At 69.5% G+C, this 22,901-nt stretch carries 19 protein-coding genes and 2 pseudogenes; 3 read left to right on the top strand and 18 right to left on the bottom strand.

Annotated elements, in window-relative coordinates; all coding sequences use genetic code 11:
• The 12 genes and pseudogenes from RT309_RS05115 to RT309_RS05170 all read right to left on the bottom strand — a co-directional run.
• Positions 1-245, bottom strand: a pseudogene (locus RT309_RS05115) (hypothetical protein); the annotation flags it as partial.
• A gap of 56 nt (positions 246-301) precedes the next feature.
• On the bottom strand, positions 302-1,606 hold the full coding sequence (locus tag RT309_RS05120) for an alpha/beta fold hydrolase (protein WP_313355804.1): 1,305 nt from the start codon (positions 1,604-1,606) through the stop codon (positions 302-304).
• A 111-nt stretch (positions 1,607-1,717) separates the two neighbouring features.
• Positions 1,718-2,683, bottom strand: a complete 966-nt coding sequence (locus tag RT309_RS05125; protein WP_313355805.1) for an ABC transporter permease — start codon at positions 2,681-2,683, stop codon at positions 1,718-1,720.
• Complete coding sequence (locus tag RT309_RS05130; RefSeq protein ID WP_313355806.1) at positions 2,680-3,639, bottom strand: ABC transporter permease; 960 nt, start codon at positions 3,637-3,639, stop codon at positions 2,680-2,682. The genes RT309_RS05125 and RT309_RS05130 overlap by 4 nt, the downstream gene beginning before the upstream one ends.
• A complete protein-coding gene (locus tag RT309_RS05135) occupies positions 3,636-5,306 on the bottom strand; it encodes an ABC transporter ATP-binding protein (RefSeq protein ID WP_313355807.1) in 1,671 nt (556 codons plus the stop codon). The genes RT309_RS05130 and RT309_RS05135 overlap by 4 nt, the downstream gene beginning before the upstream one ends.
• Before the next feature lie 74 nt (positions 5,307-5,380).
• Positions 5,381-7,150, bottom strand: coding sequence for an ABC transporter substrate-binding protein (locus tag RT309_RS05140; protein WP_313355808.1), 1,770 nt, complete (start codon positions 7,148-7,150; stop codon positions 5,381-5,383).
• 125 nt (positions 7,151-7,275) lie between these two features.
• Positions 7,276-8,007 (bottom strand): response regulator, encoded by a 732-nt coding sequence (locus RT309_RS05145; RefSeq protein WP_313355809.1) that lies wholly within the window; start codon positions 8,005-8,007, stop codon positions 7,276-7,278.
• Positions 8,004-10,511: an ATP-binding protein gene (locus RT309_RS05150; protein ID WP_313355810.1), complete on the bottom strand. Its 2,508-nt coding sequence runs from the start codon at positions 10,509-10,511 to the stop codon at positions 8,004-8,006. The genes RT309_RS05145 and RT309_RS05150 overlap by 4 nt, the downstream gene beginning before the upstream one ends.
• Before the next feature lie 2 nt (positions 10,512-10,513).
• Positions 10,514-11,128, bottom strand: coding sequence for a potassium-transporting ATPase subunit KdpC (gene kdpC, locus RT309_RS05155; RefSeq protein WP_313355811.1), 615 nt, complete (start codon positions 11,126-11,128; stop codon positions 10,514-10,516).
• Positions 11,129-11,150: 22 nt separating this feature from the next.
• On the bottom strand, positions 11,151-13,313 hold the full coding sequence (gene kdpB, locus RT309_RS05160; RefSeq protein WP_313355812.1) for a potassium-transporting ATPase subunit KdpB: 2,163 nt from the start codon (positions 13,311-13,313) through the stop codon (positions 11,151-11,153).
• A gap of 2 nt (positions 13,314-13,315) precedes the next feature.
• Entirely contained in the window at positions 13,316-14,989 is a 1,674-nt protein-coding gene (gene kdpA / locus RT309_RS05165) for a potassium-transporting ATPase subunit KdpA (protein ID WP_313355813.1), read from the bottom strand.
• Complete coding sequence (locus RT309_RS05170; RefSeq protein WP_035731468.1) at positions 14,989-15,078, bottom strand: potassium-transporting ATPase subunit F; 90 nt, start codon at positions 15,076-15,078, stop codon at positions 14,989-14,991. Before RT309_RS05170 ends, kdpA begins: the two co-directional genes overlap by 1 nt.
• A gap of 462 nt (positions 15,079-15,540) precedes the next feature.
• On the opposite strand from RT309_RS05170, the gene RT309_RS05175 reads away from it, so the two are divergent.
• From RT309_RS05175 to RT309_RS05185, 3 genes are all read left to right on the top strand, one after another.
• Positions 15,541-16,995, top strand: coding sequence for a DUF1524 domain-containing protein (locus tag RT309_RS05175; protein WP_313355814.1), 1,455 nt, complete (start codon positions 15,541-15,543; stop codon positions 16,993-16,995).
• 275 nt (positions 16,996-17,270) lie between these two features.
• A complete protein-coding gene (locus RT309_RS05180) occupies positions 17,271-17,816 on the top strand; it encodes a YaeQ family protein (protein ID WP_313355815.1) in 546 nt (181 codons plus the stop codon).
• A gap of 37 nt (positions 17,817-17,853) precedes the next feature.
• Positions 17,854-18,558 carry a TetR/AcrR family transcriptional regulator C-terminal domain-containing protein gene (locus RT309_RS05185; RefSeq protein ID WP_313355816.1) on the top strand — a complete coding sequence of 235 codons (705 nt, stop codon included), beginning with the start codon at positions 17,854-17,856 and terminating at the stop codon, positions 18,556-18,558.
• Positions 18,559-18,614: 56 nt separating this feature from the next.
• Here RT309_RS05185 and RT309_RS05190 read toward each other — a convergent pair whose 3' ends face one another.
• From RT309_RS05190 to RT309_RS05215, 6 genes and pseudogenes are all read right to left on the bottom strand, one after another.
• Positions 18,615-19,190 carry a DUF3618 domain-containing protein gene (locus RT309_RS05190; protein WP_313355817.1) on the bottom strand — a complete coding sequence of 192 codons (576 nt, stop codon included), beginning with the start codon at positions 19,188-19,190 and terminating at the stop codon, positions 18,615-18,617.
• Positions 19,187-19,600 carry a phage holin family protein gene (locus tag RT309_RS05195; RefSeq protein WP_313355818.1) on the bottom strand — a complete coding sequence of 138 codons (414 nt, stop codon included), beginning with the start codon at positions 19,598-19,600 and terminating at the stop codon, positions 19,187-19,189. Before RT309_RS05195 ends, RT309_RS05190 begins: the two co-directional genes overlap by 4 nt.
• Positions 19,578-20,354 carry a hypothetical protein gene (locus RT309_RS05200; protein WP_313355819.1) on the bottom strand — a complete coding sequence of 259 codons (777 nt, stop codon included), beginning with the start codon at positions 20,352-20,354 and terminating at the stop codon, positions 19,578-19,580. The genes RT309_RS05195 and RT309_RS05200 overlap by 23 nt, the downstream gene beginning before the upstream one ends.
• A gap of 91 nt (positions 20,355-20,445) precedes the next feature.
• The gene (locus RT309_RS05205; protein ID WP_313355820.1) at positions 20,446-21,930 is read right to left on the bottom strand and encodes an NAD(P)/FAD-dependent oxidoreductase; all 1,485 of its coding nucleotides are present in this window, start codon (positions 21,928-21,930) and stop codon (positions 20,446-20,448) included.
• Positions 21,927-22,367: an SRPBCC family protein gene (locus tag RT309_RS05210; protein ID WP_313355821.1), complete on the bottom strand. Its 441-nt coding sequence runs from the start codon at positions 22,365-22,367 to the stop codon at positions 21,927-21,929. The genes RT309_RS05205 and RT309_RS05210 overlap by 4 nt, the downstream gene beginning before the upstream one ends.
• Positions 22,368-22,585: 218 nt before the next feature.
• Positions 22,586-22,901, bottom strand: a pseudogene (locus RT309_RS05215) (hypothetical protein); the annotation flags it as partial.

A 22,901-nucleotide genomic window follows, 5' to 3' on the forward strand; every position in this document is an offset into this window, starting at 1 on the left:
GGCAGCGCTGCCGAGAGGCGCTCCCGGTGTCGGGCGGCGGCCTCCGCGGCGCCGGGCTCCACCCGTGGCGTCCGGTCGGCGTCGCCCCAGCCGGTCGTCATCCAGTCGGTGAATCCCGCGGCGGTCGCGAGCGACGGCATCCGCGGATCCTGCGAACCGGAGCGGGCATTCGGGATGCCGCTCTCCCAGTCGACGACGTGCACCTCGGCGCCGTAGCCGGTCGGCTGGTGGTGGTCACTGCTCATGCTGATCTCCAGACGGTCTTCGGGCGGGTCAGGGGTGCGGGGTGCCGCACGGCGGGTCAGGGACGGTCGCTGCCGCGGCCGCCGCCCAGGCGCCATTCGAGTGCGGTGAACAGCCGTTCGGCGACGCCGTCCTTGACGATGCCGTCGTGCTCGTGCTCGTTGGTGACCCACGCGTGCAGCCCGGCCACGCGGGACGCCGTGTCGAGCGAGAGTCGGGCGTCGACGTACATGTCGTCGAAGTACACCACCGCCTCGACCGGCACCTCGTTCGTGCCGAGCCGCGCGGTGTCGTACAGCTCGATCGGCCATTCCCGTGCGGCGAGCAGCTCGACCCCGGCGCGGAAGCCGCGCAGCGCACGGACCTCCTCGAACATCCAGGGGAACACCATCTCGCCGGTGAACAGCACCGGTCGCGCAGCCTCGTCGAACTCCGGATGCCGCTCCCGCTCGCGCTGCGCCGCCCACGCCGTCGGCCCTGCGCCGTAGATGCTCTCCTGCAGCGCGATGAACAGCGGGTTGGCGGCGAACGCGGTGGCCGCGCCGACCGACCCGAGGAAGGTGTCGCTCAGGCGGGTCTCGGCGCGGTCGGCGAACGCCTCGTCGAACAGCCAGTGCACCCGATCGAACCCCGGACCCATGCCGAAGTCGAAGCCCAGCGTCTGCAGGCGGCGCACGGTGAGCCGGTCGCCGTCGGCGAGACGGACGTCCTGCGCCTGCAGGATGTCGGCGACCCGCGCGATGCGGTCGCCGAGGTGCGGTGCACGCTCGAGGAACTGCCGGTTCTTCGCCACCACCCGCGGGAACGTGCGCCGGTAGACCTCCGCCGGGTCGGGATCGAGCGACGGCAGCCCACCCGCCACGGCCGATGCGACGACCGCCTCCGGGAAGGCGGTGAGGTAGTGCAGGGTGAGGAATCCGCCGTAGCTCTGTCCGATCGTCCACCAGCGGCGTCCGCTGTAGTGCGCGGCGCGCAGCGCCTCGAAGTCGCGCACGATCGAATCGGCCCGGTGCAGCGACAGCCGCCGCGCGGCCTCTTCGGCCGGCATCTCGGCGAACTGCGATCCCGAGAGCGGAGTGGACCGTCCGGTGCCGCGCTGGTCGGGAACGATGAGCCGGAAGCGCGACAGCGCCGCGGCGACCCAGTCACCGCGGCCCAGCGGCCGCACGCCCTTGCCGCCGGGGCCGCCCTGCAGGTGCAGCAGCAGGGGCAGGTCGTCGGGCCGGCGCTCGGCGGCGACGAACTCGCGGGCGAAGATCTCGATGGTCTCGCCGTCGGGGTCGTTCCAGTCCAGGGGCACGGTGGTCCACACGTCGCGGGCGACGATGTCCTTGCCGACGAAGTAGGTGCTGTCAGAGGTCACGCAGGTCACCTTTCCTTCCGATGGGATGCCCGCCGTTCGCGGGCACCGATCCAGTCCGCCCGGAGCCGCCGGGCCCGGCGGCTCCGCGCCTGCCGATCACCGGGGCCGCGCTCACTGCGCCCGGGTGCGCACCCGGGAGTCGAGCAGCGCATAGAAGAGATCGACGATGAGGTTCGAGAGCACGACGAACAGCCCGCCGAGCAGCACGATGGCGATCACGACTGGGCGATCCTGCATGGCGACGCTGGTCACCGCGAGGGCACCGACGCCCTGCAGGCCGAAGACCTGCTCGATCACGATCACACCGCCCAGCAGCAGCCCGATGTCGATGCCGAGCTGGGTGACCAGCGGGGGCATGGCGCTGCGGAAGGCGTGCACGTAGATGACTCGCCGCTCGGTGAGGCCCTTCGCCCGAGCGGTGCGCACGTAGTCCTCGCCGAGCACGTCGAGCATCTGCCCACGGGTGAGCCGTGCGTACACCGCCGCGGTGACCATGGCCAGGGTCAGCCACGGCAGCGCGAGATGCCACGCCCACTGCAGGGGGTCGGTCGCGAAGGGCACATACCCCGACGGCGGGAACAGGTTCACCCCGAAGCGGGTGGGCAGGTAGTAGAGCAGGTACAGCGCGAGCATGCCCAGCACGAAGGTGGGGAAGCTGATGCCGACGAGCGCGAAGCCCTGACCGAGGCGGTCGCGGACGCTGCCCGGACGCTTGGCCGAGGCGATGCCGATCGGGATGCCGATCGCGAGCCACACCACGACCGCGCCGAAGACCAGCGACATAGTGGCCGGGATCCGGGCCAGCACGAGATCGGCGACGGGCAGGCTCGAGCGGTACGAGAATCCGAGGTCGCCCTGCAGCAGATTGCCGATGAAGATCAGGTACTGCTCCCAGATCGGCTTGTCGAGGCCGAGGTTCGCCCGGATCTGCGCCATGAGAGCCTCGGTCGCCTTGTCGCCGGCGATGATGCGCGCCGGGTCGGAGGGCGTGACGTAGAACAGCACGAAGATGAAGACGCTGAGCAGGAACAGCACCAGCAGGCCGAAGCCGATGCGCGACATCAGGAAGCGGATCATGCCCGCGCTCCCTTCGCAGAGGACGGATCGAGCGCGTCGCGCAGGCCGTCGCCGAGCAGGTTGAACGTGAGGGTCAGCGCCAGCAGCGCGAGGCCGGGCACGAGCACCATCCACGGCGCGACGATGTACATCGACCCGTTCGAGGCGTCGGCGAGCATGTTGCCCCAGCTGGGGGTGGGCGGCACGGTGCCCAGGCCCAGGAACGACAGGGTGGCCTCGAACACGATCGCGGCGGGGATCATCAGGGTCGTGTAGACCACGATCGGCACGACGAGGTTCGGCAGCACATCGCGGAACATCGTCGCGATGGGGGACTGGCCGAGCGAGCGCGCCGTCTCGATGAACTCCCGCTCGCGCAGGGCGAGCACCTGCCCCCGGATGACGCGGGCCAGACCCGCCCAGCTGAAGAACACGATCACCGAGATCGACAGCTGCAGGCTGGGCCCGAGCACCGACACCGTGGCGATCGCGACCAGCAGGAACGGCACGCTCATCACGAGGTCGATGACGCGGCTGAGAACCGTGTCGACCACGCCGCCGAAGAAGCCCGCGGTCATGCCGATCAGGATGCCGATGGCGGATGCCGCCAGCGACGCGACGACGCCGACCAGCAGCGACACCTGCGCGCCGTAGGCGAGGCGCACCAGCACGTCGCGGCCGAGCTGGTCGGTGCCGAGCAGGAACTCGCCGTTCGGCGGCACCGGCATGCCGGCGGGCGACAGGCCGGTCTCGCGGAACTGCTCGGTGGGGCCGTGCCCGGTCCACTGGGCGATCAGGGGCGCGCCGAGCGCGAAGGCGACGATGAGCACGATGACCACGGCCGAGCCCACGCTGGCCGGGTCGCGGCGCAGGCGGCGCAGGGTGAGCTGCCACGAGCTCTTCACCCCGGATGCCGCGTCGGCGGCGCCCTTGGACGGGATGAGCAGGGTCAGGGTCTCCTTCGAGAACGGACTCATGAGCGCGCCTCCGAGGTGGTGGTGTCGCCGGCACCGCTGAGCGCGCCGAGGAATGCGGCGGCGAGCAGCTTCTTCGTGAAGGGCTGCTGCGGGCTGCGGTAGATGGTCTCGGCATCGTCGAGCTCGACGATGCGGCCGTTCTCCATCACGGCGATGCGATCGCACATGTGCCGCACGACCGCGAGGTCGTGCGAGATGAACAGATAGGTGAGCCCCAGCTCGCGCTGCAGCTCGTCCAGCAGCTGCAGCACCTGGGCCTGCACGGTGACGTCGAGCGCTGAGACGGGCTCGTCGAGGATGATGAGGTCGGGGTTGAGCGCGATGGCCCGGGCGATGCCGATGCGCTGACGCTGCCCACCCGAGAACTGCGCCGGGAAGCGGTTGTAGTGGTCGGCGTCGAGTCCGACCTGGTCGAGCAGCTCGAGCACGCGTCGCTCGCGCTCGCGCGGGCTGCCCACGCCATGGATGCGAAGCGGGTCGCCGATGATCGACCCGACGCGGCGTTTGGGGTTCAGCGATGAGAACGGGTCCTGGAAGACCACCTGCACGCGCTGACGCATCCGCCGCCACTCCGCGCCGCTGATGCTGCGCAGGTCGGTGCCGTCGAAGCGCACCGTGCCCTCCGACGGCGGCACGAGGCCGGCGATCGTGCGCGCGAGCGTGGTCTTGCCGCATCCGCTCTCGCCCACCAGGCCCAGCGTCTCGCCGCGGCGCACCTCGAGGCTGATCCCGTCGAGCACCTTGCGCTCGACGCCGCGCCGCGCGGAGAACGAGACGCTGACATCCGTCACCTCGGCGATCGGTGCAGCCGTGGTCTGGCCACCCGCGGCGGGGGCGGGATCACCCGGGGCGGCGTCGGCGAGCTGACCGAGTGGGGCGCGGCGCTCGCTCTGCGTGAAGGACGACGATGCGATCAGCGCACGCGTGTACGGCTCGCGCGGGTGGCGCAGCACCTCGTCGCTCGTGCCGACCTCGACCTGCTCGCCGCGGTACATCACCATCACACGGTCGGCGACACTGGCCATCACGCTGAGGTCGTGGCTGATCATCAGCACGGTGGCCCCGAAGTCCTGCTTCATCTCGCCCAGCAGCTGCAGGATCTGCGCCTGCACGGTGGAGTCGAGCGCGGTGGTCGGCTCATCCGCGATGATCAGCGCCGGGTCGAGCGAGAGGCTCATCGCGATCATCACGCGCTGGCGCATGCCACCCGAGAACTGGTGCGGGTAGGCGTCGAACCGCGAGGCCGCATCGCTGATGTGCACCTTGTCGAGCAGCTGGATCGCGCGCGCCTTCGCCGCCTGGCGCGAGACGTTCTCGTGCGCGCGGATCTGCTCGACGATCTGCCATCCGACGGTGTACTGGGGGTGCAGGCTCGAGAGCGGGTCCTGGAAGATCATGCTGATCTCGCGCCCGCGCTTGCGGCGCAGCCGCTCGGGTCCGAGCGTGAGCAGATCCTCGCCTTGGAAGCGCACCGCGCCGGAGGTGCGCGCCTGGGGGATGAGACCCATCACCGACTGCACGAGCACCGACTTGCCCGAGCCGGATTCGCCGACGATGCCGAAGAACTCGCCCTCGGCGACATCGAACGAGACGTCCTTGACGGCGTGCACGTCGCCGCCCTCGGTGGGGATGTCGACCCGCAGGCGGGACACCTCGAGAATGGGCATGCGTTCTCTTCTCTTCCGAGTGCGAGCTGCTGCGGCGCGAGCGGATCGCGCCGCAGCAGCAGGACCAGCAGCGACTACTTCGTCAGCCAGACGTTGGCCCAGTCGCCGTTCTGCGCGAGCGCGTAGATCGCGAAGTTCTGCACCCGCGCGGAGTGGTAGTTCGCCTTCTTCTTCGCCGCGATGCTGACGATGGGCGAGTCCTTCATGACCGTCTCGTCGACCTGGTGCCACAGGGCGCCGGCCTCTTCGGGAGTGCTGGCGGCCAGGGCCTGATCGGCCAGGGCGTTCGCCTCGTCGTTGTTGTAGTCGACGTAGTTGTACGCCTGCGGCGTGCCGTCGAAGGTGAACTGCGGCTGGTAGACGCTGCGCGCGGCACCGCCGACCCAGTCCGGCGACCAGCCGACCAGGGCGATGTCCCATTCGCCGCCGGACGCGTTCTCGCGGTTGGTCATGAAGTTGGCGTAGTAGTCGGTGGGCGGGACGGGAAAGAGCTCGACGGTGATGCCCGCCTTCTCAAGGCTCGCCTGCACGGTCTGGGCGATGTCGGGCTGCGAGCCGAGGTTGCGGTAGGGGAACTTCAGGGTGAGGTTCTGCACGCCGGCCTGCGCGAGCAGCTCCTTCGCCTTCTCGGGGTCGGCCTTGCCGCTCTTGTCGCCGTACGGGGAGTACTCCTCGTACCCGTTGATGCCGGGTCCGAAGATGCCGTTCGTGACTGTGGCGATCTCGGTGCCGCCCATGACCTGCACGACGGCGCTCTTGTCGATCGCGTACTGCAGTGCCTGGCGCACCTCGGGTTTCTGCAGCGCGCCGCCGTTGTTGTCGGTCTTGGTGTTGATCCACATGAACTGGTCGACGCCGCCGTTCTCGAGGGTCGAGAACTTCTCGTCATTCGTCGCGGTCAGCTGCTGGATGTTCGCGGGTCCCGGCTGGATGTCGAACAGCATGTCGGCGGAACCGGCCTGCACCTGCTGCATCGCGGCATCCACCTCCACGCCCATGGTCATCTCGATGCTGTCGACGTACGCCTTGCGCAGCGGGTCGCTCTTCGCATCCCACGACGTGTTGCGCGTGAGGGTGAGCTTCACGTCGGGCTTGTGCTCGTCGATCGTGTACGGCCCGGACGCGATGAAGTTGTTGCGGTACTCGGGGGAGTCGGGGATGTAGTCCAGCACCTCGATCGGGGCCGGGTTGGCGGTCGGCAGGCTCAGCATGGAGGTGAAGTCGGATGCCGGCTCGGTGAGGTGGAACACGACCGTCTTGTCGTCGGGGGTCTCGATGCCGGTGATGTCGTTCGCCTCGACATACTCCTTCATGGGCCCGCTCTCGGGGGCGACCGCACCGAAGCCGTCGCAGAACTCCGCCATCCCGTCGATGAGGGTGATGAAGTAGCCGCCCAGTGCTGCGCCGATGTGCGGGTTGCAGATGCGCTTGATGCCGCGCTCGACATCGCCGGAGACGATCGGACGCGCGCCGTCGGGCGCGTCCCAGGTCGCGCCGTCGCGCAGCGTGATCGTGTAGGTCAGCCCGTCGTCGGCCGGCTCGGGCACCTCGGTGGCGAGATCCCCGACCAGCTCCGAGCGCTTCTCGGCGTCGGTGGACGCCTCGTAGCTGAGCAGCGAGCGGGAGATGGCGCGGATGATGCTGTTCGAGGGGACGTATGCGATCAGCTGGGGGTCGATGTGATCGGTGTCGCCGTTCGAGAGCACCTTGAGGGTGCCGCCGGTCTGGGGATCACCGGCATCGCCGCCGCCCCCGTCGCCGGCGGACGAGCAGCCGCTGAGTACGAGCGCGAAGGCTGATGCGGCGACCAGCGGAGTCAGAGGGGAGAGCTTCTTGCGAGCCATAGAGTCGTCCTTGATTCTCGGGTCGGATGCGCCCGCATCTTCGACGGGCGAACGTCACGGGCGGCCCGTGTACGCCTGTAACATAGCACATGTCAGATGGCTACTTCGAGGGCTTGCCGTCCGTATCAGCCGTGCCCAGGGTGATCCTCACGCGCGGTCGCGCTCGCCGCGGACACGCCCTCCAGCCGGTACCCCATTCCCGGCTCGGTGATGAGGTGCACCGGCCGTGCCGGATCGGCCTCCAGCTTCCGGCGCAGCTGTGAGAGGTACAGCCGCAGGTAACCGGTGTCCTCGACATGCTCGGATCCCCAGATCGTCGTCAGCATCGTCTGGCGGGTGACGAGTCTGCCGGGGTTGCGCACGAGGATCTCGAGCACCCGCCACTCGGTGGGTGTGAGACGCACCTGTCGCACGCTGCCGGCGGTGGCACGGGTGATGCTGCGAGCGGCGAGGTCGACCCTCACGTCTCCGAAGCGCACGATCGGCAGCGAGTCGTCCTGCGCAGAGCGGCGGGTGAGCGCGCGGATGCGCGCGAGCAGTTCCTCCACGGCGAACGGCTTCGTCAGGTAGTCGTCGGCGCCGGCATCGAGGGCCTCCACCTTGTCACCCGCTCCGGCGCGACCGGAGACGACGAGGATCGGGGCGTGGGACCACCCCCGAATGGCGCTTATCACCTCCAGACCGTCGAGCTGAGGCATCCCCAGGTCGAGCAGGAAGAGGTCGGGGCGGTGATCGATCGCCGCGGCGATCGCCTGCGATCCGTCCGCAGCGGTGACGATCTGGTACCCCTTCGCCCTCAGGGTGATGCGCAGCGCCCGCACGATCTGCGGATCGTCGTCGGCGATGAGGATCTTCACGGCGTCTCCTGTTCGGCGGGCTCCTCCACGGCGGCGGCGGAGAGCGAGATCACCATCGTGAGACCGCCCCCGGGGGTGACCTCGGGAGTGAGAGTACCGTGCATCGCCTCGACGAAACCTCGCGAGAGAGCGAGGCCCAGCCCCAGGCCGGTGGTGTTGTCGGTGTCGCCCAGCCGCTGGAACGGCAGGAACATGTCGTCCCGTTTCTCGGGCGGGATGCCGGGTCCGTGGTCGACGATCCGGATCTCGAGCATGCCGGCGAACGTGCTCGTGCTGACATGCACAGGCATCCCGGCCGGACTGTAGCGCAGCGCGTTGGTGAGCAGATTCACGATCACCCGCTGCAGCAGCACAGGATCGGCGCGCGCGAGGACATCGTCGTGATTCACGGCGAGCGAGACATCCCCCGGGCCGAGGTCCAGCTCGTCGAGCGCTGCGGCGATCGCGCCGGCGGGATCGGTCGGGATGTCGGCGATGGCGAGCGATCCCGCCTGCAGCCGACTGACGTCGAGCAGGTCGGTGACCAATGCTGACAGTGCGGTCAGGCTCTCGTCGGCCGTGTCGAGCAGCTCATCCCTGTCGTCGGGCGCCATCTCGGCGCCGGCCGTCTTCAGCCCGCCGACAGCGGCGGCAGCGGCGGCGAGAGGGCGCCGCAGGTCGTGGCTGAGCGCCGAGAGCAGGGCGCCGCGGACGCGATCGGAGGCGGCGATGGGCTCCATCTCCTTCGCGGCGCGCTCGAGATGCTCGTGCTCGAGGGCTGCCTGCAGCTGGGCCGTCACCACGGCGAGCAGTCGGCGCTCGGAGGCGGCCAGATCCGCGCCGTGCAGCTCGAGTGTCACGTCGTCGGCGATGGTGATGGCGGTGTGCCGGTTGTCGGCCAGAGGCTCGCCCGAGCGCGCGAGCACCTCATCGCCGGCGAGCAGGCGGACGCCCGCGAGATGGAATGCCTCGCGGGTGCGGTCGACGAGCGCCTGGATGGCGCTCTCACCGCGCAGCACGCTGCCGGCGATGGTCTGGATCAGCTCGGCTTCGGCTGCCGAGCGTCGTGCCGCGCGGGTGTAGCGGGCGGCACGGTCGACGATGAAGCTGACGAGGCTGGCGATGACGACGTACAGCACGAGCGCCAGCAGATGATGCGGCTCGTGGATGTGCACGGTGAAGAGCGGCTCGATGAACAGGAAGTCGAGCGTGATCCCCGAGAGCACGGCGGCGAACAGCGCCGGCCAGAACCCGCCGACCAGCGCGACGATCACCACGAGCAGCTGGAAGCTGAGCACGTCAGTGGTGATGGAGTCGTCGCTGCGGACGAGGAACAGCGCGCCGGTGAGGAGGGGCCCGGCGATCAGTGCCAGCGCGAGGCCGAGGATCCGCCTTCGCAGGCTGAGCGCGCCGGTGAGGGGCGGAAGCGTCATCCTGCGTCCGGCGGCGGCGTGGTTGACCATGTGCACGTCGATGTCGCCCGACTCGCGTACCACGGTCGCCCCGATGCCCGGTCCCGTCACGGCGGCGGCGAATCGGCCCCTGCGGCTCGCGCCGAGCACGAGCTGCGTGGCGTTCACGGAGCGCGCGAACTCGACGAGCGCGGTGGGGATGTCTTCGCCGACCACCTGGTGGTAGGTGCCGTTGAGCTTCTCGACCAGCGTCTGCTGCCGCGCCAGCGCACCGGGATCGGCGCTCTTCAGGCCGTCCTGGCTGGAGACGTGCACCGCGACCAGTTCGCCGCCCGCCGATCGGGCCGCGATACGCGCGCCCCGGCGCAGGAGCGTCTCGCCCTCCGGCCCGCCGGTGAGCGCCACCACGACCCGCTCCCGTGCTTCCCACGTCGAGTCGATGCCGTGCGCTCTCCGGTACCCGTTCAGCGCCTGGTCGACCTCGTCTGCGAGCCAGATGAGAGCCAGCTCCCGCAGCGCGGTCAGGTTGCCGAGTCGGAAGTAGTTCGACAGCGCCGCGTCGATGCGCTCGGCCGGATAGACCAGACCGGTGCTGAGTCGATCCCGCAGCGACTGCGGCGCCAGGTCGACCAGCTCGATCTGATCCGCGCCGCGCAGGAAGCTGTCCGGCACCGTCTCGCGCTGCGGTGCTCCGGTGATCTGCTCGACGACGTCGTGCAGAGACTCCACGTGCTGGATGTTGACCGTCGAGATCACGTCTACACCCGAGGCGAGAAGCTCCTGCACATCCTGCCAGCGCTTCTCGTTCGCCGATCCCGCCACGTTCGTGTGCGCCAGCTCGTCGACCAGCGCCACCCCGGGGCGGCGGGCGAGCACCGCGGGAAGGTCCATCTCCTCGAGAGCGACGCCGCGACGCGATACACGTGCACGCGGAACCACCGGCAGGTTCTCGGCCAGGGCGGCCGTCGCCCGTCGGCCGTGCGTCTCGACGATCGCGATGACCACATCGGCGCCCTCGGCCTGCAGCCGCCGCCCTTCCTCCAGCATGGCGAATGTCTTGCCGACGCCGGGGGCGGCGCCGAGCAGCACTCTGAGCCGCCCCCGTCGTGACATGATCATCCCCTCGCAGAATCCAGTGCGACGTTCATCTCCAGCACGTTGACCGTCGGCGACCCCAGGTAGCCGAACTCGGGGCCGGTGGTGTGGGCCTCGAGCAGGTCGCGCACCTCCGCGACGGAAAGCCTACGGGCATCCGCGATGCGCTCGACCTGAATCGCGGCGTACTCGGGGCTGATGTGCGGGTCCAGGCCGGACGACGACGCGGTGACGGCATCGGCGGGGACCGCCGATTCCGCGACGCCGTTGAACCGGGCGACCTGCGTCCGGCGCTCTGCGATCGCGGCGATCAGATCCTCGTTCTCGGGTCCGTGGTTCGAACCCGACGATGCGCCGCCGTCGTAGCCGTCGCCGGCTGCCGACGGTCGCGGCTGGAAGTACTCGGGCAGCGGATCGCCGGCTGCGTCCGAGAAGGGCTGTCCGATCAGGGTGGAGCCGACGACGTCACCGCTGACGTCGTGCACCAGGGAGCCGTTCGCCTGGACGGGGAGCAGGAGCTGCCCGATCAGGGTGATCGCCAGGGTGTAGCCGACGCCGAGCAGGATCGTCAGCAGGACCATCGCGCGCAACGCGACCCAGCTGGTGCGCGCGGAGCGGCGGGTGAGGGTGCTCATCGTTCGTTCTTCTTTCGTCAGCTCAGAATCCGGAGATGAGGCGAACGACGAGGTCGATCAGCCAGATCCCGATGAAAGGGGTGATGACACCGCCGATGCCGTAGACCGCGAGGTTGCGGCCCAGGACCTTCGATGCACTGCCGGCGCGGTACCGCACGCCACGCAGCGCCAGCGGGATGAGGAACACGATCACGATCGCGTTGAAGATCACGGCCGACAGCACGGCGGATGCGGGGGAATGCAGGCCCATCACGTTCAGCGCGCCGAGCTGGGGGAAGACGCCCATGAACATCGCCGGGATGATCGCGAAGTACTTGGCGATGTCGTTCGAGATGGAGAACGTGGTCAGCGCTCCTCTCGTGATGAGCAGCTGCTTGCCGACGCGGACGATGTCGATCAGCTTCGACGGGTCGGAGTCGAGGTCGACCATGTTGCCGGCTTCTTTCGCGGCGGACGTCCCCGAGTTCATCGCGACCCCGACGTCCGCCTGTGCCAGGGCGGGTGCGTCGTTGGTGCCGTCACCCGTCATCGCGACGAGGTTGCCACCCTCCTGCTCCTTGCGGATGTACGAGAGCTTGTCCTCCGGGGTGGCTTCCGCGAGGAAGTCGTCGACGCCCGCCTCGGCGGCGATCGCGGCGGCGGTGAGCGGATTGTCGCCCGTGATCATCACGGTGCGGATGCCCATGGCGCGCATCTCGGCGAACTTCGCGGGCAGGCCCTCTTTGACGACGTCCTTCAGATGCACCACCCCGAGCACACGACCCTCGCCCTTCGCATCGCGGACGGCCACGACGAGAGGTGTGCCGCCGGTCTGCGAGATCTGCGCGACGGCATCCTCGACCTCCGCCAGCAGATCCACCCGCAGAGCCGATCCGGCGCTCTCCAGCCACGTCACGATCGCCGATGTGGCGCCCTTGCGGATGCTCACCCCGTCTGCGCCGTCCAGCCCCGACATGCGCGTCTGCGCGGTGAACGGCACGATCTCGCCGGGGATCCGCGACCCCACCTCCACGCCCGTGTCACGCGCGAGATCGACGATGGACGTGCCCTCCGGCGTCGGATCCGCCAGCGACGACAGCGCGGCGCAGCGCATCAGCTCGTCGAGACCCGTTCCCGCGACGGGAAGGAAGGCCGTGGCGCGCCGGTTGCCGTAGGTGATCGTGCCGGTCTTGTCGAGCAGAAGCGTGGTGACATCTCCCGCAGCCTCTACGGCTCGCCCCGACATCGCCAGCACATTGCGCTGCACGAGCCTGTCCATGCCTGCGATGCCGATCGCGCTGAGCAGCGCTCCGATCGTCGTAGGGATGAGGCAGACCAGAAGAGCGACGAGAACAGCGACGCTCACCGGTGCCGCCGCATACGACGCGATCGGGTTCAGCGTGAGTCCGACAACGACGAAGACGATCGACAGGCTGGCGAGCAGGATGTTCAGTGCGATCTCGTTGGGTGTCTTCTGCCGGGCCGAGCCCTCGACGAGAGCGATCATCCGGTCGACGAACGTCTCGCCGGGGCGCGAGGTCACGCGCATGACGATCCGGTCGCTGAGCACCCGGGTGCCGCCGGTCACCGCTGAGCGGTCGCCGCCGGATTCGCGGATCACCGGCGCGGACTCACCGGTGATCGCCGATTCGTCGACAGAGGCGATTCCCGAGACGACGTCGCCGTCGGCGGGGATGAGCTCGCCGGCGCTGACGATCACGATGTCGCCGAGCGTGAGCTGCGACGACAACACCTCCGCGACTGCAGCGCGGTCGGCGGACGGATCGCCATCCGGGTCGTATTCATCGACCCGTCGCGCCGTGGTGCTCTGCCGGGTGCGGCGCAGGGTCTCCGCTTGCGCTTTGCCGCGCCCCTCGGCTGCCGATTCCGCCACGTTGGCGAAGAGCACGGTCAGCCAGAGGCAGAGGGCGATCGCTCCGGTGAACGGCCACGGCACCTGCGTGCCACCGGAGGGCGCCGGGCCGCCGATGAACGGCTCCGCCACGGCGAGAGCGCTCGTCAGCACGGCCCCGACCCAGACGATGAACATCACCGGGTTGCGCCACTGCTCGCGCGGGTGGAGTTTGCGCACGGCGCCGGGAAGGGCTGCCCGCGCCTGCGGCCACGAGAGCGATCCCCGGGCGCGGACCGTGTTCGTGGGTTCAGATCGAGGAGTCTCGGGACGAGGGGTGGTGAGTGCGGACATGGTTACATCAGCCCTTCCGCCAGGGGACCCAGCGCGAGAACGGGGAAGAAGGTCAGAGCGGTCACCAGGACGGTGACCGCTGCGAGCAGTCCGACGAACAGCGGACGATGTGTCGGGAGGGTGCCCGCGGTCGCAGGCACCTTGCCCTGAGCGGCGAGCGATCCGGCCAGCGCGAGGACGAACACGATGGGGACGAAGCGTCCGAGAAGGATGGCGAGACCGAGGGCGGTGTTCAGCCAGGGTGTGTTCGCTGTCAGACCGGCGAAGGCCGAGCCGTTGTTGTTGGCCGCTGACGTGAACGCGTAGAGCACTTCCGACATCCCGTGGATGCCGGGGTTCCAGATCGAGGTGGACTCGACCTCCTCCCGGACGCCGGGGAGGGCGAAGCTCAGCGCCGTTCCGGCGAGCACCAGGGTGGGCATCACGAGGATGTACAGCGCGGCGAGCTTGATCTCGCGCGGGCCGATCTTCTTGCCCAGGTACTCGGGCGTGCGCCCGATCAGCAGCCCCGAGATGAAGACCGCGATGATGGCGAGCACGAGCATCGCATAGACCCCGGATCCCACGCCGCCCGGGGTGACTTCGCCCAGCATCATGTTGACCATCGGCATCATCCCGCCGAGGGCGGTGTACGAGTCGTGCATCGAGTTCACCGCACCGGTCGAGGTGCCGGTGCTCGTGGTGGCGAACAAGGTCGATCCGATGATGCCGAACCGCTGCTCCTTCCCCTCCATCGCGCTCCCGGCGAGCTCGGGCGCGGTTCCGCGGCCGGCGGTCTCGAGGGCGGTGAGGATGGTGAAGGATGCCGCGTACAGGCTGCCCATGACGGCGAGGATCGCGTACCCCTGGCGATTGTCGCCGACGATGCGTCCGAAGACGCGAGGCAGCGCGAACGGGATGATCAGCATGAGCAGGATCTCGACGAGGTTCGTCCACGCCGTCGGGTTCTCGAACGGGTGCGCCGAATTGGCGTTGAAGAACCCGCCGCCGTTGGTGCCCAGCAGCTTGATGGCCTCCTGAGATGCGGTCGGACCGCCCGGGATGCTCTGGGCCGCGCCGGTGACGGTGCTGATCTCGGTGAACCCGTTGAAGTTCTGGATGACGCCGCCGATCATCAGCACGATTGCGCCGATCGCGGAGATCGGCAGCAGGATGCGCAGGATGCCTCGGGTCAGATCGACCCAGAAGTTGCCGATGGTTCCCGAGCGCCGGTGCGCGAATCCGCGCATGAGTGCGACGGCGACGGCGATGCCGACCGTGGCCGAGACGAAGTTCTGCACCGCGAGCCCGGCCAGCTGCACGGTGTAGCCGAGGGTGAGCTCGGGAGAGTACGACTGCCAGTTCGTGTTGCCGACGAACGAGGCGGCGGTGTTGAACGAGAGATGCTCGGACGGCGCGGGCAGCCCGAGAGAGTAGGGCAGCCAGGGCTGCAGCCGCTGCATCGCGTAGACGATCAGCAGGCCGACGGCCGACACCGCGAGCACTGAACCGAGGTAGGAGCGCCAGGTCTGCTCGGATCGGGAGTCGACGCCGATCAGCCGGTAGAAGCCGCGCTCGATCCTCCAGTCCTTCGGGGAGGTGTACACCCAGGCGATGTAGTCGCCGAACGGCCGGTACAGCACGGCGATCACTGCGGCGACGGTGAGCAGGGCGAGGCCCGCATACAGCCACGTCATCAGAATCGCTCCGGTTTCACGAGCGCGAACACCAGATAGACGATCGCCGCGACGCCGAGGCCCGCGGCGAGGAGCTCGAAGACGATCACAGCTTCTCCACCGCCTTTCCCAGCAGTCCGACGACGACGAACAGGGCGATCACACCCAGCACGTAGACGAGGTCAAGCACGCACAGCTCCATTCAGACGACAGACGGCAGCCTGAGCTGCTCGCACGCCGTGGATCGGCGCACCTCCCGATGGAACACCCGTCCGACGCCGGATGCTGCGGCTCTAACGAAACCCATACGGCCATGGCGGAAACTCTGACGGAGCCCTGACGGGCGCGACCGCGGCGCGGCATCCTGGCCGCCGCGCGACAGCGGTCGAGGCAGGAGCAGAGGTGCGGCGTGTGCGCCCATATGATGAGCGGAATGCTGCGCTCCGCGCACACGCGCGCCGGGACTGAGGGGGACCGGGCTCGCTGCCCTTTCGTGCGCCCTGCGCACCTGACAGCCAGTCGTGCCCGAGTGCTGCAGCATCTCGGCCTGCTGGCGGAGTGGTTGAGATGAGATGACGAGCTCCCCCGCTGCCGGGTGGTACCCGGACCCGACAGACCAGCACCGCATGCGCTGGTGGGATGGCTCCGCATGGAGCGAGCAGACCCAGCATCTGCCGGCCGCCACGGCGCCCGCGCCACTGCTGCCACCGCCACTGCTGCCACCGCCTTCAGGGGAATCACTCATCGCGACCGGTGTCGGGCAGGCATCCCACGCCGAACCCGTCAGGAAGAAGCTGCCGCTCTGGGCATGGGTCGCGATCGGTGTCGCGATGCTGGGGATCGGCATCCTGCTCTCGCCGATCTTCACCGTCCTCTGGTTCGTCGTCCTCATCACCGGCATCGTCGCGCTCGTGAAGGACACCCCCACCTGGCTGCGGTTCTCGAGCAGAGGCCCCGCCACGGTCGTCACCGCCGTCGCGGCGGTGTGCTTTCTGCTGACCGGCAGCGTCGCGAACGCGGTGATGGGCCGCGGCGGCAGCGAGGCCCTCCCCACGGCATCCGCGTCGTCGAGCCGGACGCCCGACGCCGCCACTGCGTCTCCGGATCCCACCGACGCCGACACGGCGACCGACGACAGTGACGCCGAGCCGATCACGTTCGTCGGGGAGGCGTCCACCGCAGCGGACACGTCACGCACCGACGGCGCGACGGCGCTCGAGGTGCTCGCGACCCTCACGGTGAAGGGGCGCGCCGCGAAGACCGGCTACGACCGCGCCCTGTTCGGCCAGCGCTGGCTCGACGTCGACCGCAACGGCTGCGACACCCGCAACGACATCCTGTTCCGCGACCTGACATCCGTCACGCGGGCCGGTTCGTGCCGGGTCGTCTCGGGCACCCTGAACGACCCGTTCACGGGCCGGGTGATCGACTTCACGCGCGGTCAGGGCACCAGCGAGCTCGTCCAGATCGACCACGTCGTCGCGCTCTCCGACGCCTGGCAGAAGGGCGCGCAGCAGCTCACCGCCGATCAGCGGGCGACCTTCGCCAATGATCCGCTCAACCTGCTCGCCGTCGATGGGCCGGCGAACTCGCAGAAGGGCGACGGAGACGCCGCCACCTGGCTGCCGAAGAACAAGAGCTTCCGCTGTGCGTACGTCGCCAGGCAGGTGGCGGTGAAGGCCACCTACGGGTTGTGGATCACCCCGCCGGAGCATGACGCGATCGCCGCCGTGCTCCGCGCGTGCCCGGACGAGGAGACTCCGACCTCCGCCTTCGCCCGGATCACGCCCGCGCCCGCTCCGGCGCCCGTGGTGGAGGAGCCGACGCCGATCCCGGCGCCTGTTCCGGCCGCCCCGGCGCCTGCACCCGCCCCCGCGCCGGCGGCCCCCGCTCCGGTCGCGCCGAGCACGACGTACTACGAGAACTGCACGGCTGTTCGCGCGGCAGGGGCCGCCCCGATCCGGGCGGGCGACCCGGGGTACACGCGCAAGCTCGACCGTGACGGCGATGGGGTCGCCTGCGAGTAGCGGCGACGTATGAATGCGCGGGCATGAACCGGCTCGGGGTGACGACACACCTGACTCGGCGGCCATGCCGGCGCGACGGCTCCGTCCGGGGCCGTGCGGGAATGGGCTCCGAAGCCCTTCTCGGCCGCAGCAGGTGAGATCGTGAACTCGGGTATCGCGCCTTGTCGGCCGGGTCGATGTGGGGACAACGACCATCTGATCGCCCACCCCCGGCCGGCCTGGCTGCGACCGGAGGGCGTCTGCCGCCATGGAGATCGACGCGTAAGCTCGAATCCATGGCGGCAGGCGCGACGATCCACACGTTCGATGTGCAGCTGGCGGACGTCGACCGCGGTGTATACGACGAGCTGAGCCTGCGCCTCGCGCGTCACCCCTCCGAGACCGACGCGTACATGCTCACTCGGCTGCTCGCATACTGCCTCGAGTATGAAGAGGGGATCGCGTTCACCGAGGGCGTGGCGGCGACCGACGAGCCGGCGGTGCTCGTGCGCGACCTCACCGGTCGCGTCACGGCGTGGATCGAGGTCGGGGCGCCGGATGCCGGCCGTCTGCACTACGGCAGCAAGCTCGCCGACCGCACGGTCGTGTACACGTACCGCGACCCGGCGAGAGTGATCGCCAACTGGGCAGGCAAGACGATCCACGACGCGGATGCCATCGCGCTGCACAGCTTCGACGCGGGATTCCTCGACGACGCGGCGGCGGCGCTCGCCCGTCGCAACACCATGACCGTCTCGGTGACCGAGCGTCAGCTCTATCTCGAGCTCAACGGCACGCACATGAGCACTGCCGTGCACGAGCATCCGATCCGCGCGACCTGACCAGCAGGCGCCGACCCGCCGAAGGTAGGATCGAGGCGTGGTCGAGCACCCGGAAGAACCAACGCGGAGCGGCGCGCGCGGGCGAGGCCTGACCCGCGAGTCGATCGTCACCGCAGCGCTCGCGCAGGTCGACGAGGCCGGCGTGAGCGCTCTCTCGATGCGCTCGCTCGCCGAGCGCCTCGACGTCGAGGCCATGTCGCTCTACCGGTACGTTCGCGGCCGTGAAGACTTGCTCGAGGGGGTCGTCGACGTGCTCACCGGCGACCTGATGGACTCACTCGATGACGAGGTCGCCGAGCACTGGCAGGGGTTCCTGCAGGCGATGGCGCACCAGATGCGCCGGATCGCGATCGAGCATCCTCGAGCCTTCCCGCTCGTGACATCGCAGAACCCCGCGGCCCCCTGGCTGCGTCCGCCCCTGCGCAGCATCGAGGTGGTCGACGCCTTCCTCACGGCACTCCTCGACCGCGGCTTCAGCGACGCCCAGGCTGTCGCGACCTATCGCTCGTTCTCGAGCTTCCTGCTCGGCCAGCTGCTGCTCGAAGCCGCTGCGCACGAGACCGCCGATGAGCCGGCACCCGGCACCACCGCCGAGCAGGACGGGCCGGATGCGGAGGCACGCGCCCCACAGGTCTTCCGCCTGCGCGAGAAGCTGAGCGAGGACCACAGCCGGGAGGAGTTCGAGGCCGCGCTGGAGTCGCTGCTCGACCGGCTCGAGCACAGCCTCGCTCTTCACCGCTGACAGCGAAGAGCGGGTGGGGTCCGCAGCCGGAACCCACCCGCTCGTGCGAGAACGCGTCAGCTGTTCGCGACGTTGTCGCGGGCATCCTGAGCGTCGTGCCTGACCTCGTTCGCGGCGTACTGCGCTTCGTCCTTGACGGCGGCGACGGAGTCCTGCGCGGACGCCTTGACCGAGTCGACCGACGCGGCCAACGGCTCCTTCAGGTGCTCACCGACCTTCTTGGCGACGTCGGTGGCCTCATCGATCAGGGGCTGCGCCTGGTCCTTCACCGTCGACGCGAGTTCCTTCTCCTTCGTCGAGGCGGGGAAGAGCGACGCGAGCACGAGGCCCGCGCCGAAGGCGATCAGTCCGACGGCGAGAGGGTTGCCTTCGGCCTTGGCCACGACGCGGTCCTTCACGTCGCCCGCGACGTCACCCGCGTGCGCCCCGGCATCCGACATCGACGTGCTCGCGTCGTCGGCGGCACCCATCACACGGTCTCGCATCGACCCGAAAGCGCCTCGCACTTTGCCCATCTGACGATCGACGATCTTCGACGGGGTGACCTTGTCGGCCAGTGCGTCGACGTCCATCCCGAGGTCCTGACGGGTCCGCTCGATGTCGGAGCGGATCTCATCGGCTGAATTGCTCATCGGTTCTCCTCATTTCTCTTCAGCGTGTCCGGGATCTCCTTGAGGGTCTCCACGGTCTGCGGTGCTCCTTCGACGTCCTTCAGCTGGCCACGTCCGACCAGGAAGAAAACGAGGGCGATCAGTGCCCAGATGACGGCGACGATGACGCCAGACCATCCGCCGCCGATCAGGGTGCCGAGCGCCCACCAGAGCGCCATGGACAGGAAGAACACAGCCATCAGCGCGCCGTAGCCGGCTGCGCCCATCAGACCTGCGCCCTTGGCGGACTTCGTCGCCGACTCTTTGAGCTCAGCCTTCGCCAGTGCGAGCTCCTGCCGCATCAGCGTCGAGATGTCACGCGACACTTCGCCGAGGAGCTCGCCGAGCGATGACGAGGCGGCTCTCTGCTCAGACGGTGTGGGGTCGGTCATAGCCGTCCTCCCCGCTGGCATCCGCCCTGGTCGAGCGGGTCTGGCTGTACAGCGGCGTCTCCGCAGCCGACGTCGAGCTGTCGCTCACGGGAGTGGGCACCGAGTGGTCCGGGTGCACCTGGGTGACCGGAGGCACCGGCGGCGCCGGCGGCACCGCAGGAGCCGGAGGCGCTGCGGGCGTCTGCGCGGCCGCGTGCTTCTGGTCTGCCGCATCGGATGCCAGTGCGCGCGTCAGTCGCCCGATGATCACCCCGCCGACCGCCGCGGCGAGGATGAACGTGCCGGGCTTGCGGCGCGCGTAGCGCTTGACCTCGGTCAGCACAGCGCCCGGGTCCCGGTCGCCGAGCCAGTTGGCCGCCGCCGACACCCGTCCGGATGCCTGTTGGACCAGGTCGGCGGCGATACCGCTGCCGTCCGAGTTGGAGGCCATCGATCCCAGCTCGTCACCGACGGAGCGAAGGCCCGTCGCCAGCCGCTGCTGCTGCGTGCTCGCCTGGTCGCGCAGCTCGCGCTGCGTCTGCGCGTACAGATCCTTCGCCTGCATCTTCGCCTCACCGACGACGTTCGACGCCTCGTCCTTGGCCGCACCCAGCACATCCTTCGCGTGCCCGGTCGCGCTGTCCGTGAGATCGGATGCCTCGTGCTTCGCGGCATCGACTTTGCTCTGCGAGCCCGAATCGTACGGCTGCGTGCCCGCGCCGTGCGCGGGCGTTCCCGAACCGCTCGGGCTGGTCGTCTCGAAATTATCCGACATGAGTGCTCCTTTTCGCGGACCGATCGGAGGATCGGTGTCCCATGTCTAAGCCCGCGCGACCATCCCGCCAGGCCCCTTGCACACCTTGGACTTACGGTGTAAGTCCAGATGACAGATCGGGAAGCTCGCGTATGCCGAACTCGTGGCGCAGCGCGCTGAGCGCCGCGATCCAGCCCGGCATGCCCGTGACACCGGGCCCCGGCGTCGCGGACGCGGAGGCGAGGTAGACGCCGGGGATCGGGGTGCGCCACGGATCCGGGCTGAGCACCGGCCGGCGGAACAGCTGCCAGATGTTCGGGGCGCCCGCCGCGATGTCTCCGCCCGGGTAGTTCGGATTGTGCTGCTCGACCTGCTGAGCGCTGCGCGAGCTCGTCGCCAGGATCGTGTCGCGGAAGCCGGGGGCGAACCGTTCGATCTGGCTGATCACCGCCTCCTTGCGATCCGCCGTGCTTCCCGCCGGCACATGCGTGTACGTCCACAGGGTGTGCTGCCCCGCGGGAGCACGGCTCGGATCGAACAGCGTCGGCTGCGACACCAGCACGTAGGGATTCTCGGGAAGCCGTCCGCGGTGCACGTGGTTCTCGGCATCGGCCACCTCGGCCCGTGTGCCGCCGACGTGCAGCGTGCCGGCGCGGCGCAGCTCGGGATTCGTCCACGGCACCGGCTCGCTCAGCGCGAAGTCGACCTTCGCGACGCCGTCGCCGTAGCGGAACCGCTGCAGCGCCCGCCGGTAGCCGGACGGGATGACATCGGCTGCGAGCCGCACGAGCGCCTTCGGGGTGACGTCGAGAAGCGTGGCCCACGCATCCGGAAGCTCGCCCAGCGACTCGACCTCGTGGTCGAGCACCAGCTCGCCGCCGTGGCGGCGCAGGTCGTCGACCATGGCATCCGCGATCGCCTGACTGCCGCCGACCGGTATCGGCCAGCCCTGCGCATGCGCGTAGGTGGTCAGGGCCAGCCCGGCGCCGGCACCGGCAATGCTGGGTTGCGCGAGGATCGTGTGTGCCGCGACGCCGGTGAGCATGGCGGGCGCGACATCGTCGCGGAAGCGCGCATTCCAGGCGGGGGTGCCCTGCTCGAGAGAGCGCAGGCCGAAGAGGATCGCCGTGAGCGGGTCGCGCGGGATTCGCAGCAGGGAGGAACCGGTGAAGTCCGCCACCCGGGTGGCGCGTTCGACAAGCGGTCGCAGAAGTCTTGCGTACGCCCGGCCGTCGACGCCGAGCGCGTCGGCAGTGCGGTCGAGGTCTCGATAGGCGATTCCGGCGCGACCGCCGTCCATCGGCTGGCCGAACGACACCTCAGGGGTCACGAACTCCACACGATCGCGCAGCCCGAAGTCGCGGAAGAAGCGCGACTCGAACGCCATCGGATGCACGGCCGAGCAGACATCATGCTGAAAGCCGGGCAGGGTGAGCTCGCGCGTGGCGGCTCCGCCGCCCGGCTGGCTCGCGCGCTCGTAGAGGCGCACGCGGAGCCCTGCCCTGGCGAGGGTCACCGCGGCGGCGAGTCCGTTCGGCCCGGCCCCGACCACGACGACGTCGAGGTCGTCCCCGCCGGAGCGACGCCGGTCGGTCACGCGGCCGCCCTGCCCTCGGAGAGATAGGCCAGGCGATGCAGCGTCTCGGCGTTGCGCCAGCGCACCAGCGCATCCATGATCGGACGCGGCACGAAGCGGCCGGGGCCGGCGATAGGCTCCTCCTGAATCCGGACCAGGGTGTCGTCTCCCCGCGGTCGCACCTCGAGCGTCACCCGGGCCTCACCCATCGGCCACCCGCGCGCCCGCACCACCATGCGGCGCGGCGGGTCGTACTGCTCGACGATGGTCCGGTCGTTGATGAGCATCGGCCACACTCCGAACGAATGGTGCAGCTCCGAGCCCTGGGTCGGCCAGGTGGCGTCCACCGCACGCATGCGTGAGGCGCCGACGACCCACGCGGGATACAGCCAGCCGTCGCTCAGCACCTCGAACACGTCTTCCGGTGCGCAGTGCAGCACCCTCACATTCCGGGCCATCGCTCGCTCCTCAAAAGTGGATTCCGCTGTCGGTCATTCGGCTGTCGGCTCACTCGACGTGCTCTCGCACCCATCTTCGCTCAGGTCATGAGCGGCGGGGGTGCTCCCTGTCGTCGCTGCCGGTCATCGTGTGAGCACACCGCACCGCCCCGGCATTCGGCAGGGCCGTGACGGCGGGCGCGGTCGTGGGTATCATCTGCGCACACGGACGGTCCGCCTCAGAGCCGGGCCAGCGCCTGCCGCGCCTGGTCGAGGGCATCGGCCGTCGCTGCCGCATCCGCAGCCGCCTGCTCTCGCCGATCCGCGGCAGCCCTGGCCTCCCTCTTCGCCTGTGTCGCGTCGTCGCGTGCGCGTTCGAGCTCTTCTTCGAGCTCGGCGATGTGCTTCACCAGCCGGTCGATCCGCTCTTCGGCCTCGTGTGCGTCGTCCGCCGCACGCCGATCTTCCCGCGCCGCGCGGTCGTGGGCCTTCTCCGCCTCGCGCACCGCCCGCTCGGCGTCGCGCCGCCGGCGCCGCGCACCCACCTCGTCGGCC

Origin of the sequence: Microbacterium sp. (genome assembly GCF_032084865.1) — a bacterium.
Lineage (GTDB): Bacteria > Actinomycetota > Actinomycetes > Actinomycetales > Microbacteriaceae > Microbacterium.